This is a genomic window from Paraburkholderia sejongensis (genome assembly GCF_020880815.1).
GTDB lineage: Bacteria > Pseudomonadota > Gammaproteobacteria > Burkholderiales > Burkholderiaceae > Paraburkholderia > Paraburkholderia sejongensis.
In genome coordinates this window covers 174,222-188,171 of sequence record NZ_JAJITD010000006.1, presented here as the reverse complement: position 1 = coordinate 188,171, position 13,950 = coordinate 174,222, and the positions used below count along the sequence as shown (strand labels likewise).

The 13,950-nt window shown below is 65.8% G+C and carries 9 protein-coding genes; 4 read left to right on the top strand and 5 right to left on the bottom strand.

Going from position 1 to position 13,950, the window contains the following annotated elements; translation table 11 throughout:
• Positions 1-103 precede the first annotated feature (103 nt).
• From LJ656_RS13805 to LJ656_RS13795, 3 genes are all read right to left on the bottom strand, one after another.
• Positions 104-1,657: an efflux transporter outer membrane subunit gene (locus tag LJ656_RS13805; protein ID WP_230510183.1), complete on the bottom strand. Its 1,554-nt coding sequence runs from the start codon at positions 1,655-1,657 to the stop codon at positions 104-106.
• 75 nt (positions 1,658-1,732) lie between these two features.
• Positions 1,733-2,836: an AI-2E family transporter gene (locus tag LJ656_RS13800; protein WP_230509966.1), complete on the bottom strand. Its 1,104-nt coding sequence runs from the start codon at positions 2,834-2,836 to the stop codon at positions 1,733-1,735.
• Positions 2,837-3,027: 191 nt separating this feature from the next.
• Positions 3,028-3,948 (bottom strand): LysR substrate-binding domain-containing protein, encoded by a 921-nt coding sequence (locus LJ656_RS13795; protein ID WP_230509965.1) that lies wholly within the window; start codon positions 3,946-3,948, stop codon positions 3,028-3,030.
• Between the two features lie 118 nt (positions 3,949-4,066).
• Here LJ656_RS13795 and LJ656_RS13790 point away from each other — a divergent pair, with 118 nt between their 5' ends.
• Both LJ656_RS13790 and LJ656_RS13785 read left to right on the top strand, forming a co-directional pair.
• On the top strand, positions 4,067-4,834 hold the full coding sequence (locus LJ656_RS13790) for a transporter substrate-binding domain-containing protein (protein ID WP_230509964.1): 768 nt from the start codon (positions 4,067-4,069) through the stop codon (positions 4,832-4,834).
• Between the two features lie 97 nt (positions 4,835-4,931).
• Positions 4,932-6,074 (top strand): succinylglutamate desuccinylase/aspartoacylase family protein, encoded by a 1,143-nt coding sequence (locus LJ656_RS13785; RefSeq protein ID WP_230509963.1) that lies wholly within the window; start codon positions 4,932-4,934, stop codon positions 6,072-6,074.
• 146 nt (positions 6,075-6,220) lie between these two features.
• Here LJ656_RS13785 and LJ656_RS13780 read toward each other — a convergent pair whose 3' ends face one another.
• Positions 6,221-8,389, bottom strand: coding sequence for a phosphocholine-specific phospholipase C (locus tag LJ656_RS13780; protein ID WP_230509962.1), 2,169 nt, complete (start codon positions 8,387-8,389; stop codon positions 6,221-6,223).
• A gap of 79 nt (positions 8,390-8,468) precedes the next feature.
• On the bottom strand, positions 8,469-8,858 hold the full coding sequence (locus LJ656_RS13775; RefSeq protein WP_230509961.1) for a hypothetical protein: 390 nt from the start codon (positions 8,856-8,858) through the stop codon (positions 8,469-8,471).
• A 199-nt stretch (positions 8,859-9,057) separates the two neighbouring features.
• On the opposite strand from LJ656_RS13775, the gene LJ656_RS13770 reads away from it, so the two are divergent.
• Positions 9,058-11,073, top strand: a complete 2,016-nt coding sequence (locus LJ656_RS13770; RefSeq protein WP_230509960.1) for an amylo-alpha-1,6-glucosidase — start codon at positions 9,058-9,060, stop codon at positions 11,071-11,073.
• Between the two features lie 51 nt (positions 11,074-11,124).
• Positions 11,125-13,923 (top strand): MGH1-like glycoside hydrolase domain-containing protein, encoded by a 2,799-nt coding sequence (locus LJ656_RS13765; RefSeq protein WP_230509959.1) that lies wholly within the window; start codon positions 11,125-11,127, stop codon positions 13,921-13,923.
• The last annotated feature ends 27 nt before the right edge of the window (positions 13,924-13,950 follow it).

Below are 13,950 nucleotides of genomic sequence, written 5' to 3'. Positions count from 1 at the left end.
GGTGCCGCCGGGGCCGGTGCAGGTGCCGGTGGCGGTGCCGCCGCTGGCGAAGCCGAAGCGTCCGCACTTGCCGGCGCGGCGCCGGAGGACTTGGACGTATCGCTCATCGCGAGGCCCCCTGCGCGGCGGCAGGAGCGGCAGCAGCAGCCCCCGGCGCGCTCACGTCGTTCAACAGATCGCCCCAATCGGTGCGCTGTTGCATCTGCGCGCGCGTCGCGCTGTCGATCAGCGGCTGCTCCGCATACCAGCCGCCGCCCAGCGCCTTGTACAGCGCGATCAGACTGCCAATCGAATTGCTGCGGTTGACCACGTACGCATCCTGTTGCGCGAACAACGCGCGCTGCGCATCGAGCACGCGCTGAAAGTCCGAATAGCCTTCGCGGTAGATCGTATTGGCGAGCGTCAGCGAGCGCCGTGCGGCCCCCTGCGCGTCGTCCAGAATCCGGTCGCGCCGCAGCGCGGCGAGCATCGCGGTCGCCGCATCGTCGGCCTCGCGCGCCGCTTCGCGCACGGTGTTCTGATACGCGACGGTCAGCTGTTGCAGCCGCACGTCCTGCACGCGCACGTTGTTGACGATCCTGCCGTGATCGAACACGTTCCACGTGACGCTGGGGCCGGCCGCGAGCGCCAGCGTGCTCGGCGCGCCGGCGAGCGCACTGGCGCTCCACACGAGCGAACCGAGCAACGTCACGGACGGATACAGATCGGCTTTCGCGACGCCGATCAACGCCGATTGCGCGGCCATCTGATACTCGGCCGCGAGTACGTCGGGACGCCGCAACAGTAGCTCGGCGGGCACCTGCTGCAATACCGCGCGATCGACGAGCGGCAGCACGCCTTCCTTGCCGGGCTGCACGTCGAGTTCGGGCAGCGGGCCCGGCGGCCGGCCGAGCAGCACCGACAGCGCATGCTGCGCGAGCACGATCTGACTCTCGAGATCGGGGATGCTGCTTAGCGTTCCCAGGTATTGCGTGTTCGCCTGCTGCAGATCGAGTTCGTCGCTCTCGCCGCTCTTGAACAGCTTCTGCGCGATGTCGTAGCTGCGTTTTTGCAAAGCCGCGTTGTCGCGCGCGATCCGCAGCCGCGCTTCGGCGGTACGCAGCGTGAAATAGGTATCGGCGAGTTGCGCATGCAACAGCACCAGCGCGGCGTCGCGATTGGCCTGGGCGGCGAAGAAACCGGCATCGGCGGATTCGATCGCGCGGCTGAAGCGCCCCCAGAAGTCGAGTTCCCAGCCGATGCTGAAACTTGCTCCATACTGCCAGGCGCCGCTCGAGCGCGAATTGCCGAAGCCATCCGAGCGCCGGCCCGCCGAATACAGCGCGTCGGCGTTGGCCTGCTGCACCTGCGGGTAGCGGCCCGCGAGCGCGATGCCCAGTTGCGCGCGCGCCTCGATCACGCGCAGGCCGGCGATCTTCAGATCGCCGTTGCCGGCGTCGGCCTGAGCCATCAGTTGTTCGAGGTTGCGGTCGTCGAAGACCTGCCACCATTGGCGGACGTCGGGCTGCGCGGCCTGGCGCGTGAGCTGCTCGATCGACGCGCTGCTCCAGTGCTCGCTCCACGCTTCATGCTGCGGATGAAAATCCGGACCGACCTGAATGCAGCCGCTGACCGACGCCGCGACACCCACCACCACGCACAGCGCCGGCGCGGCCACGAACAGCGCCGCGCGCGGCCGCGCCGCCGTTGCCGATGCGTGCAGTGAAGGCGACACGACGCCGTCCCCGTCGTCTCAGGGTTCGACGTGTGTCTGACACGGCTTGGGTTCCGGCTGGTCGTTGACCCAGCGCCAGAACAGCTGATATCCGACCGCCAGCATCACGGGCCCGATGAACAGTCCGATCACCCCGCCCGTGACCATTCCGCCGAGCGCGCCGATCAGCACGACCGGCATCGGCACCGCGACGCCGCGCCCGAGCAGCAGCGGCTTGAGCACGTTGTCGGCGAGACCGGCGACGAACACGTAGACCGAGAAGATGACCGTCGCGGTGCTGACACCTTCGGTCAGGATCACGAACACGATCACCGGTATCGTGATCAGCGTGGCGGGCAACTGCATGATGCCGATCAGCAGCACCGCGAGCGCGAGCAGGCCGGCGCCGGGGATGCCCATCACGATGAAGCCGATGCCGATCAGCAGCATCTGTATGAACGCGATGCCGACCACGCCTTGCGCGACCGCGCGGATCGTGGACGTGCACAGGTCGGCGATCTGCGGGCCGTTTTCGAGGCCGGAAATGCGCGACGCGATCTGCACCGCGCTGCGATGGCCCTTCTCGCCGTACGCCATCAGAATGCCGGCGACGATCAGCGCGACGAAGAACACCAGCAGTCCCGCGCCGAGTCCGGTCACGGTGCCGAGCAACGCGACGCCCGCTTCCTTCAACTGCGGCGCGAACTTTTGCACGAGGCCGGTCAGATCGGTCGACGCCTGGGCCCAGAAGTCGTAGACCCGTCGGCCGACCAGCGGCCACGCGGCGACGGAGTCGGCCGGCGGCGGAATCCGGAAGTCGCCGCTGCGGAAGATGTCCATCGCGCGTTCGAGCGAATGAGCGACCGCGACGCCGAGCGCATAGGTCGGGACCAGAATCACCGCGAACGAAATCAGGATGATCAGCGTCGCGACGAGCCCGTCCTTGCCGCCCAGCCGCGCGCGCAGTCTGGCCTGCAGCGGATAGAGCGTAATCGCGAGGATCACGGCCCACACCATCAGGTTCAGGAACGGCACGAACACGCGGAAGCAGGCGATGGCCAGCACCGCGACGAGGCCGGCGCGGATCAGTACGTCGAGCAATTCCCGGGATAGCCCCCTGCGGGCGGTCTGCGTGGGTAGCATCGATTTTCTCCTCGCGGGACCCCGCAAGGGTCTCCAGACAACCCGCCTGGCTTGCCGGGGGAATCCGGCGTGGCTCCCTTGTACCGTTCGGCGCCGCTATCGGAAATAGTAGGGGCGGCACCAGGTGGGGCCTATTGGACCAAGGTCCTATGCGGGCGGCGAAAATACCGGCAGCGACGCGTCCGCCGCGCTTACCGCGCCCGCACCGTACGGGTGTACGACGCGACCATCGTCGCGAACTCCTGCGCGGCCGGCGTCAGCGGAAGCGCCGCGCGTTGCAGCAGACAGACGTTCTGCGCGGGGGCGCGCTCGCGCACGTCGATCGTGGTCAGCCGTTCCGCGAACGGTCCGCGCCTGGCGATCACCGACGCCTCCAGCGACAGGCAATCGGTCGCGCCGACCAGATGGAGCGTTTCATACAGACCCTCGACGGTCGCGACGATCTTCGGCGCGGGCAGTCCGTGGCTCTCGAACAGATGGCTGAGCCGGTTCACATGCGGCTCCTCGGTCAGATTCGGCGAACGCGTGGTCACCCACGGGCAATCGACCAGTTCGGCCAGCGACTTCGCGCGCGCCCGCGGATGTCCTTTCCGGCAGACGATTACCGGATCGGACGGATACAGCGGCGTGACCGACAGATCGGCGGTGTCGGTCCGTTTCGACACCAGCGCGACCGCGAAATCGAGCGTGCCTTCGCGAATCCACGAAATCATCATCCGCGAGGTGCCGGTGCGCAGATGCACGGCGACCCGCTCGAAGCGCGCGCGAAACTCCATCAGGACCGGCGCGAACGCATCGACGAGCGGCTCGGTCGTCATCCCGAACGTGACCTCGCCCGCGTAATCGCCGCGCAACTGCTGGACCTCCTGCTCGGCGCGCTCGCACTCGCCGAGGATCGCGCCGGCCCGTTGCAACAGCCGCTGCCCGAGCGCGGTCAGCGCGATGCCGCGATTGGTGCGGGTAAACAGCGTCGCGCCGAGCATCGCTTCGAGATTCTGCAATTGCTGCGTGATGCCGCTCTGCGCAATGCCGAGCGCGCGCGACGCCGCGCGGATGCTGCCATGTTCGGCGACCGCGGTGAACGCGCGCAGCTGGGAGAGGGTCAACGCCATGAGGCCGGAATGTGTGATCGGTAAAAGTGATCATGATAGTCCGAACGGGGCTTCTTCGAGGCGCGGCGCCCGCATAGGATCACGCTGTCCCGCTCATCCATCTCACCGGCTCGCCCTCATGAAACTTCCGCTGACGATCCTCTGCGCCGCGCTGACTTACAGCAGCGGCGCGTTTGCCGCCGACCCGAACACGCTGCGTCTGGGCATCGACCCGACTTATCCGCCGATGGACTCGAAAGCGCCCGACGGCAGCCTGAAAGGCTTCGATGTCGATCTCGGCAACGAGATCTGCAAGCGCATTCACGCGCATTGCCAATGGGTCGAACTCGAATTTTCCGGAATGATTCCTGCGTTGCAGGCGCGCAAGATCGACGCGGTGCTGTCGTCGATGGCGATTACCGACAAGCGCGAGCAGCAGATCCTGTTCTCGTCGAAGCTGTTCCAGTTCAAGTCGCACCTGATCGCGCGCCAGGGCTCGCCGCTAGCGGCCGACGCCAATGCGCTGGCGGGCAAGCAGATCGGCGTGCAGACCGGCACCCAGTTCGAGAGCTATGCGCTGAAGAACTGGGCGCCGCTCGGTGCGCATGTGACCGCGTACAAGAGCCAGGACGAAGTGTTCGCCGATCTGCAAAATGGCCGGCTCGACGGCGCGCTGCTCGGCACCGTCGAAGCGGATTACGGCTTTCTGCGCACGCCCGCGGGCAAGGGCTTCACGTTCGTCGGCGGGCCGCTGTCGATGGGCGATCGCGGCGTCGGGATCGGCCTGCGCAAGGATGAAACGGCGGTGCAGGCGTCGATCAACGAGGCGATCGCGTCGATGCGCAAAGACGGCACGTATGCGCAGATTGCGAAGAAGTACTTCGACTTCGATCCGTACGGCAATTGATTCTGGTCGATCCCGGTCGACTCCGATTGATCGCAATGGGCCTTTTTCAGCCTGCGGCAGCTTCTTCTAAAAAATTCACTTCACCGTTTCTCCACTCATGAACAGGCAATCGATTCCGCTTCTGTCGCCCGCGATCGGCACGCATCGCGAACTGGTGGCGTTTCATTTCGGCCCGGCAGGCGGCAGCGGCGGCAATGGTGGCACCGGCGGCGCGCAGAAGATCTACGTGCAGGCCTCGCTGCATGCGGACGAAACACCCGCGATGCTGACCACCGTGCTGCTCAAACGCCGTCTGCTGGAACTCGAAAAGGCCGGCGCGCTGAACGCTGAAATCGTGCTGGTGCCGGTCGCGAATCCGGTCGGGCTCGGGCAATACGTGCTCGGCCAGTTCGTCGGCCGCTTCGATCTGGGGAGCGGCAAGAATTTCAACCGGCATTTCGTGCAGTTCGCGAAGCTGGTGGAGCAGGCCGAACATGCGCTCGGCGCCGATGCGCAAGAGAACAGGCGCATCGTGCGCGCGTTGGTCGGCGCGCAGCTGGACCAGCAGAAGCCGTTGACCGAATTCGACTCGCTGCAACTGGCGCTGTTGAAGCTGTCGTTCGATGCGGACGTGGTGATCGATCTGCATTGCTCGCTCGAAGCGGCGATGCACGTGTACACGAGCGAAGCGGCGTGGGCCGAGTTCGAGCCGTTGTCGCGTTACCTGGGCGCCGAGGCGTCGCTGCTCGCGACCGACTCCGGCGCCGGCGCGTTCGACGAAACCCACAGCCTGCTGTGGTGGACGCTGCAACAGCGGATGCCGGCGGACAAGCCGGTGCCGACCGGTTCGATCGCGGTGACGGTCGAATGCCGCGGCCAGCGCGATGTGTCGTACGAAGCCGCGCAGCAGGATGCGGACGCGCTGATCGACTACCTGGTGTGGCGCGGTGCGATTCGCGGCGACGCGAAGCCGTTGCCGCCGCTGCTGTCGCCGGCCACGCCGCTCGCAGGCAGCGAGCAGTTCTATGCGCCGGTGAGCGGGATCCTCGTGCATCGCGCGAAGATTGGCGACACGATCCGGGTCGGCCAGCCGCTGTTCGATATCGTCGATCCGTTGAGCGACGAAACCACCACGATTGCGAGCCAGACCGAAGGGGTGCTGTATATGCGGCGTGCGATCCGCTTCGTGACCGCGGGCGCGCCGCTCGGCCGCGTCACCGGTACGCGGCCGATCAGGACTGGCGTGTTGCTGGGGGCGTGACGCAGATGAAGTCATGACGGCGCGCCGCTGCTTCGAGCGGCGCGCCGGCCGTCGCTACGGTTGCTGCTTTCTGCCGACCAGATAGCTGACGCCGTCCGGTCCATCACGCTCGGTGTGCGCGTTGTTCGCGATGCCAATCGTTTTGCTCAGCTCACCGTCAACACCGGCGCGACCGCGGCCGGATCGCTGATGCTCGGCCGGCCGTTTTCGACGTGACCGGCGAAGCGGCGCGAAAAGCTCGCGTCGTCGCTGCTCGTCACCGTCAGGTCGTACCAGTGATGGCTCGATGCGAGCACCCAGCCTTCCTCGACTTGCGAGTTGGCCGGCACCAGCACGCTGCGCGGCTTCGCGCCGTACGCGTTGTCGGTCACGCTCAGCCGCGCGAGCGCGCCGCCGCGGTTGTTGAACTTCAGGAACACGTTGCCGTTCGCGACATCGTATTGCGCGGTCACTTCCGGCTGTGCCGGCGTGCCGTTGCCGTGTCCGGTCACGTGACCTTTCTGGCCGCCTTGCGTATTTGCCTGCGTATTTGTCTGGGTGTTACCGGCGAACTTGCGCACGAAGCCGTTCGGACCGAATACCTCGAACGTGTAGACGCCGTTCGTCGAGGTCAGATCGAACGTATCGCTGAGCGACTTGCCGGCTTCGACCGTGTAGCGCCACGGACCGTCGCCGCGGTTCGATGCGTACACATAGAAGTGCGCGCCCTGCTCGCCGGTGTTGCCGATCGACAGCGTAAAGCTGTTCTTGTGCACGTCGGCCGCGCCGTTCACATGCAGCTCGTAAGGCAACGCGCGCGCGAAACGGATGCCCGCTTCCTGCGCATCGATCGCGCCCGGCGTCGCCGGCACGGTCGGCTTCGGCTGCGTCGCGCATTGATTGTCGGCGATGCTCTTGTAGTTGCTGGTGTCCGGCAGCGACGGCATCTTCGAGTCCGGCGTGCGGAAGTCGAATGCGGTCGTCAGATCGCCGCACACCGCGCGACGCCACGGCGTGATGTTCGGCTCGTGCACGCCGAACCGCGTTTCGATGAAGCGGATCACCGACGTGTGATCGAACACCTGCGAGCACACGAAGCCGCCCTTGCTCCACGGCGACACGATCGTCATCGGCACGCGCGGGCCGAGGCCGTAGGGCAAACCGTCGGCGGTGTAGCTGCCGCCGCGCTGCGGATTGACGACGTTGTGGATTTCGCCGTCGGTCGTGACCGTCGACTTGCCTTGCGCGGCCGTGGTCGCCGGTTGCGGCGGCACGATGTGATCGAAGAAGCCGTCGTTCTCGTCGTACATGATGAACAGCACGGTCTTGCTCCACACTTCGGGGTTCGACGTCAGCGCGTCGAGAATCTGCGACGTGTATTCGGCGCCGTACGCGGGCGTGTATTGCGGATGCTCCGAGTACGCGGCCGGCGGGCACAGCCACGACACTTGCGGCAGACGGTTAGCAAGCACGTCGGCCTTCAGGTCTTCGATCGTGCGCACGGTCTGCGCGCGCTCATAGAGCGGCGAGCCCGGCTGCGCGTTGATGAAGTTCGTGAAGTTCTGCAGGATGTTGGTGCCGTAGTTGCCGTTCAGCGGATCGGCGCCGGTCAGCCCCTGCTGATAGATCTGCCACGAAATGCCGGCGTTTTGCAGGCGTTCCGGGTAGGTGGTCCAGGACAGCAACTGATAGTTCGGCGGACCGTCGCCGTCCACCCAATCGTTGTTGTCGAGCAGCGGGCCGCCGAAGTTGCCGGTCGGATCGACCGTGCCGGTCATCAGGTACGAGCGGTTCGGGTGGGTCGGTCCCGGCAGCGAGCAGAAGTACGCATCGCAGACCGTGAATGCATCGGCCAGCGCGTAATGGAACGGGATATCGCTGCGCAGGTGATAGCCCATCGTCATGTCGGTCTTGTTGGCGGGCCACTGGTCGTAACGGCCGCCGTCGATCGCCGCGTGGGTCTTGTACCACGAGTGATCGAGATCGCCGACGCATTGCGCGCTGGTCGTCGCGGTGTTCAGATGGAACGGCAGCACCGGCTTGGTCGCGTCCGCCTTCGACGGCTGATACCAGACCGGCTTGCCGCCGGGCAGCGGAATCGGGAAGCGGTCGTTGTAGCCGCGCACGCCGCGCAGATGGCCGAGGTAGTGGTCGAACGAGCGGTTTTCCTGCATGAACACGACGATGTGCTCGACATCGTTGATCGTGCCGGTGCGCGAAAACGCCGGCACGGCCAGTGCATTGCGGATCGACTCGGGCAACGCGGTCATCGCGGCGGCGGCGCCGGCCGACGATGCGACGGTCTGCAGGAAACGGCGACGGCTAGTTGAGGTCATCGAATATCACCTTCTGCGTGGGGGAAGAATAGCGCGCATTGGCACGCCGGAATGGGTTGGATTAGTTAAGGACGACTGGCTAGTTGCTCGCGCTGTCACCGGGCGCGTAACGCATCACCGGTGCGATCTGCTGGCTGTCGGCCGCGAGATTGGCCTGCATGTTTTGCGCGATCGGGTCGGAGGCTGCTGCTGCGAGATTGGCCGCGGGGCCAGTGGCAGTGCCGAAGCTGTTCGCGCCGAGGTTGGCGGCGCTGCGTGCGAGCGGCGCGGAAGCATCGAGGGTCGCCGCGGCCGGGGGCGCGAGCGTCGCCGTCGCGGCCTGCGCGCTGTCGTTCGCGCCCGCCGCAGTTGTCGATGCCGCGGTCGATGCGGTGGTCGCGGGCGGCGCGTCGTCGGCGCCGCAACCGCTCAAGGCCAGCGTGACGAGCGCGAGCAACGCGATGCTCACGATGCACGGGTTTTTTCTCATGTCTGCATCCGGTTCGGTGAAAGCGCATGCAGTCTCGCTACCTTTCGAGAAATTAATGTGAAACGTTTGCGCGGAGCATAACTTTCGGAAAATCGTTGGTTTTCCGAAAGAAAATCGAAAGTCGCGGGAAGGACAATGGTCACCCCATTGCCATTTGCGCTATGGTTCGCGCATGACGATTGCGCATCGGCACGCTTATATGACACGAATCGAATCACCGCTCGCGATCGCGCGACTCGGAGACGAATGGCTGGAGGCGGACGGCTTCGGCGGCTTCGCGTCGGGCACGGTCGGCATATTGCGCACGCGCCGCTATCACGCGTTGCTGCTCGCCGCGACGCGTGCGCCGGGCGGCCGGATGGTGCTGGTCAACGGTGTCGAAGCGTGGCTCGAAGCGAACGGGCGGCGTTATCCGCTGAGCATGCAGCGCTATGGGCCCGACGTGATCTATCCGGATCTGCGCGGCAGCCTCGTCAGCTTCGATACGACGCCGTGGCCGACGTGGCGGGTTCAGCTCGATGAGCGGACGGTAGTGACTGCCGAGGTGTTCGTCGGCAAGACGAGCGGCGAAACGGTGTTGCGCTGGCGGCTCGAAGGTGGCGGCCATCTCGGTGGTCCCGGCGCGCAGGTGCTGAAGGTCCGGCCGCTGCTGTCGGGGCGCGACTATCACGCGCTGCACCACGAGAACCCGGCGTTCAACTTCAACCCGACGCTCAACGACGACCGCTCGTGCGCGAGCTGGCAACCGTACGGCGGTCTGCCGCTCGTGCGGGTCGCGACCAACGGGGAGTACACGCACGCGCCGGACTGGTATCGCAACTTCTGCTACGTGCGGGAACAGGAACGCGGCCTCGATTGCAGCGAGGACCTCGCCGCGCCGGGTGTATTCAGCTTCGATCTCGCCGACGGCGAAGCGGTGATGGTGTTGAGTGCTTCGGCTGTGGGCAACGCCAGGACTAACGCGGATGCCAACGCCAACGCCAACGCCAACGGCGACGCGAAAACTTCGACCGCCGCTCACGCCGCCACCCTCGCGGAAGCGGAGCTGCAACGCCGCAACGCACTCGGCTCCCGCCTGCAACGCTCCGCCGATGCGTACGTCGTCACGCGCAACGAAGGCCGCACGATCCTCGCCGGTTTCCCGTGGTTCACCGACTGGGGCCGCGACACCTTCATCGCGATGCGCGGACTGCTGATCGCATCGAACCGTCTCGACGACGCCGAAGCGATCCTGCTCGAGTGGTCGAACACGCTGTCGGACGGGATGCTGCCGAACCGTTTTCCCGACTACGGCGACGCGCCCGAATACAACTCGGTCGACGCATCGTTATGGTTCGTCGTCGCGGTGCACGACTATCTGGCGACGCCCCATGCGAGCGACGCCACCCGCGCGCGCTTGCAGCAGGCCGTCGAAGCGATCCTCACCGGCTATACGAACGGCACCCGCTTCAACATAGGCGTCTGCGTGTTCGACGGTCTGCTGCGAGCGGGCACCCCCGGCGTGCAGCTCACCTGGATGGACGCCAAAGTCGGCGATTGGGTGGTCACGCCGCGCATCGGCAAGCCGGTCGAAGTGCAGGCGTTGTGGATCAACGCGCTGCGTATCGCGTCCGCGTGGAATTCAAGGTGGCGCGAACCGGCCGAGCGCGCGACGCTCGCGTTCCGGCAGCGCTTCATCGATCCGGACACCCAGGCATTGTTCGACAATGTCGACGTGGATCACGTGCCGGCCACCGTCGATCGCGCGATTCGCCCGAACCAGATCTTCGCGATCGGCGGATTGCCGTTTGCGCTGCTCGAAGGCGCGGCCGCGCGCGCGGTGCTCGCCCAGGTCGAAGCGCAACTGCTGACCCCCGTCGGCCTGCGCTCGCTCGCGCCGTCCGACCCCGCCTATCGCGGCGATTACGGCGGCCCACCGCTCGCGCGCGACGGCGCCTATCACCAGGGCACCGTGTGGGTGTGGCTGATCGGCCCGTTCGTCGAAGCGTGGCTGCGGGTCGAGGGCACCGGCGCCGACCAGCTCGCGCAAGCGCGCACGCGTTTTCTCGCGCCGCTCTACGCGCAGCTCGATAACGCGGGCCTCGATCATCTGTCGGAGATCGCCGCCGGTGACCCGCCGCACGCGAGCGCCGGCACGCCGTTTCAGGCGTGGTCGCTAGGCGAATTGCTGCGCCTCGAAAGTCTGCTGGCCCGGTTCGAGCGCGGCGGCGCGTAAACCGCGCTACGATGTGGGTCCCACCGCCAGGCCTGCTGCAAGGACGTTGTTATGCCACCGCTGCGCGCTGCCAATCTGCTTGCCACCATCGAAGGTTCCCGCCTGCATTCGGCCGACTGCGGCCACTGGCAGCGCTGGGGACCGTATCTGAGCGAACGCCAGTGGGGCACCGTGCGCGAGGACTACAGCGCGAACGGCACCGCATGGGACTCGTTCCCGCACGACCACGCGCGCAGCCGTGCGTATCGCTGGGGCGAGGACGGCATCGGCGGTTTCTGCGACGACTGGCTCAACTGGTGCGTGTCGCTTGCGCTGTGGAACCGTAAGGATCCGATCATCAAGGAGCGTCTGTTCGGGCTGACGAACTCGCAGGGCAATCACGGCGAGGACGTGAAGGAGCTGTACTTCTATCTCGACGGCACGCCGACCCACTCGTATATGCGGATGCTGTACAAGTACCCGCACGCGGCCTATCCGTATCAGGATCTGATCGACGAAAACGCGCGGCGCGGCGGCGATATGCCGGAGTACGAAATTCTCGACACCGGCGTGTTCGACGATGCACGCTATTTCGACGTGCAGATCGAATACGCGAAGCACTCGCCCGACGACATCGTGATGCGCGTGACGATCGAAAATCGCGCGGACGAAGCGGCGTCGCTCGACGTGCTGCCGCAGATCTGGGCGCGTAACTCGTGGTCGTGGAAAGAGAACAACGACAAGCCGAAGCTCACGCTGGGCAGCGGCCACGACGGGGTGGCGCACCTTACCGGCCATCATCACCGCCACGAGCCGATTGTCGTCAATGCGTGGTCACCCGATGCGCCGCAACTCGCGTGGCTGTTCTGCGAAAACGACACGAATGTGAAGCGGCTGTTCAATATGGACGGCGCCGGCCCGTTCAAGGACGGCTTCAACGACTACCTCGTGCACGGCGACGCGAACGCGATTCGCGGCGACGCCGGCACCAAGGCCGCCGCGCACGCGGCGCTCGATCTCGCGCCGCATGGCCGCGCGGTGATCTATCTGCGGTGGCGCCCCCAATCGGCGGTGGACGATGCGCCGTTCGACGCCGATGCGCTGTTCGCGCGCCGCATCGCCGAAGCCGACGAATTCTACGGCGCGTTGCAGCACGAGATCACCGATCCCGACGCGCGTCTCGTGCAACGCCAGGCGCTCGGCGGGATGCTGTGGTCGAAGCAGTACTACCAGTACGACGTGCAGCGCTGGATGGACGGCGACCCGTTGCAGCCGAAGCCGCCCGCCGAGCGCAGGCGCGGTCGCAACGCGGACTGGCGGCATCTGTGCAACGCGGACATCGTATCGATGCCGGACAAGTGGGAGTACCCGTGGTACGCGTCGTGGGACCTCGCGTTTCATGCGGCCGCGTTCGCGCTGATCGATCCCGCGTTCGCGAAGAAGCAACTGCTGCTGCTCGTGAAAGACCGCTATCAGCATCCGAACGGCCAGCTTCCCGCATACGAATGGGCGCTCGGCGACGCGAATCCGCCGGTGCATGCGTGGGCCGCGTGGCGCGTGTACGAGATCGATCGCGCGCTGACCGGTAAGGCCGATCGCGATTTCCTCGAACTGGTTTTTCATAAACTGCTGCTGAATTTCTCGTGGTGGGTGAACCGCAAGGACGCCGACGGCCACAATATTTTTCAGGGCGGTTTTCTCGGGCTCGACAACGTCGGCATCTTCGATCGCTCGTCGCCGCTGCCGACCGGCGGCCATATCGACCAGGCCGACGGCACCGCATGGATGGCCGCGTATGCGCTCGATCTGATGCGCATCGCGCTCGAACTCGCGTACGCGAATCACGTATTCGTCGATATCGGCGTGAAGTTCTTCGAGCATTTCCTGTATATCGCCGAGGCGGTCAGTTGCGACGACGGCTGCGATACCGGTCTGTGGGACAGCGAGGACGAATTCTTCTACGACAAACTGCGCCTGCCCGACGGCAGCAGTCTGCCGATGCGCGTGCGCTCGGTCGTCGGACTGATTCCGCTATTCGCGGTGCACGTGCTCGAAGAGCGTCTGCATGGCAATTTGCCCGGACTTCGCGAGCGGCTCGTGTGGTTCCTCGAACACCGGCCCGATCTCGCGAAACTGGTGTCGCGCTGGAACGAGCCCGGCAAGGGCAATGCGCTATTGCTGTCGCTGCTGCGCGGGCATCGGATGAAGGCATTGTTACGGCGCGCGCTCGACGAAAGCGAATTTCTTTCCGACCACGGCGTGCGCGCGTTGTCGCGTTTTCATCGCGAGCAGCCGTTCGTGTTCCAGCACGACGGCAACAGCTTCTGCGTGAAGTACCTGCCGGCCGAATCCGATACGCGCGTGTTCGGCGGCAATTCGAACTGGCGCGGGCCGGTGTGGATGCCGGTCAACTATCTGCTGATCGAATCGCTATACGAGTTTCATCGCTATTACGGCGACGAGTTTCGCGTCGAATATCCGACCGGCTCGGGGCAGAAGTTCTCGCTGAGCGAAATCGCCGATGAACTCGCGCGCCGCGCGACCACGCTGTTTCTGAAGAACAAGGACGGCGAGCGGCCGGTGATGGGCGGGTATCCGCTGTTGCAGGCGGACCCGCGTTCGCGGGACCTGATCCTGTTCCACGAATACTTTCATGGCGATAACGGGCGCGGCGTCGGAGCGTCGCATCAGACCGGCTGGACCGGGCTCGTCGCGTTGCTGTTGCAGCCGCGCGCGATGGCGGCGTCGGGCAATGTGCCGTTGGCAGGCGAGGAGCAGGCGCGGGCGCCGATTCCGGCGGGACCGGACGTGGTGACGGCAACCGCATCGCCACAACCGGCTGAACCTGTCGCGGCCGCGACGACGAAATAGCGTACGCCCGCATGCATGCCTCGCTAT

Coding starts and splice junctions, on each gene's coding strand:
- LJ656_RS13800 (WP_230509966.1), bottom strand. CDS start 2,836: ATGCTACCCACGCAGACCGCCCGCAGGGGGCTATCCCGGGAATTGCTC.
- LJ656_RS13795 (WP_230509965.1), bottom strand. CDS start 3,948: ATGGCGTTGACCCTCTCCCAGCTGCGCGCGTTCACCGCGGTCGCCGAA.
- LJ656_RS13790 (WP_230509964.1), top strand. CDS start 4,067: ATGAAACTTCCGCTGACGATCCTCTGCGCCGCGCTGACTTACAGCAGC.
- LJ656_RS13785 (WP_230509963.1), top strand. CDS start 4,932: ATGAACAGGCAATCGATTCCGCTTCTGTCGCCCGCGATCGGCACGCAT.
- LJ656_RS13780 (WP_230509962.1), bottom strand. CDS start 8,389: ATGACCTCAACTAGCCGTCGCCGTTTCCTGCAGACCGTCGCATCGTCG.
- LJ656_RS13775 (WP_230509961.1), bottom strand. CDS start 8,858: ATGAGAAAAAACCCGTGCATCGTGAGCATCGCGTTGCTCGCGCTCGTC.
- LJ656_RS13770 (WP_230509960.1), top strand. CDS start 9,058: ATGACACGAATCGAATCACCGCTCGCGATCGCGCGACTCGGAGACGAA.
- LJ656_RS13765 (WP_230509959.1), top strand. CDS start 11,125: ATGCCACCGCTGCGCGCTGCCAATCTGCTTGCCACCATCGAAGGTTCC.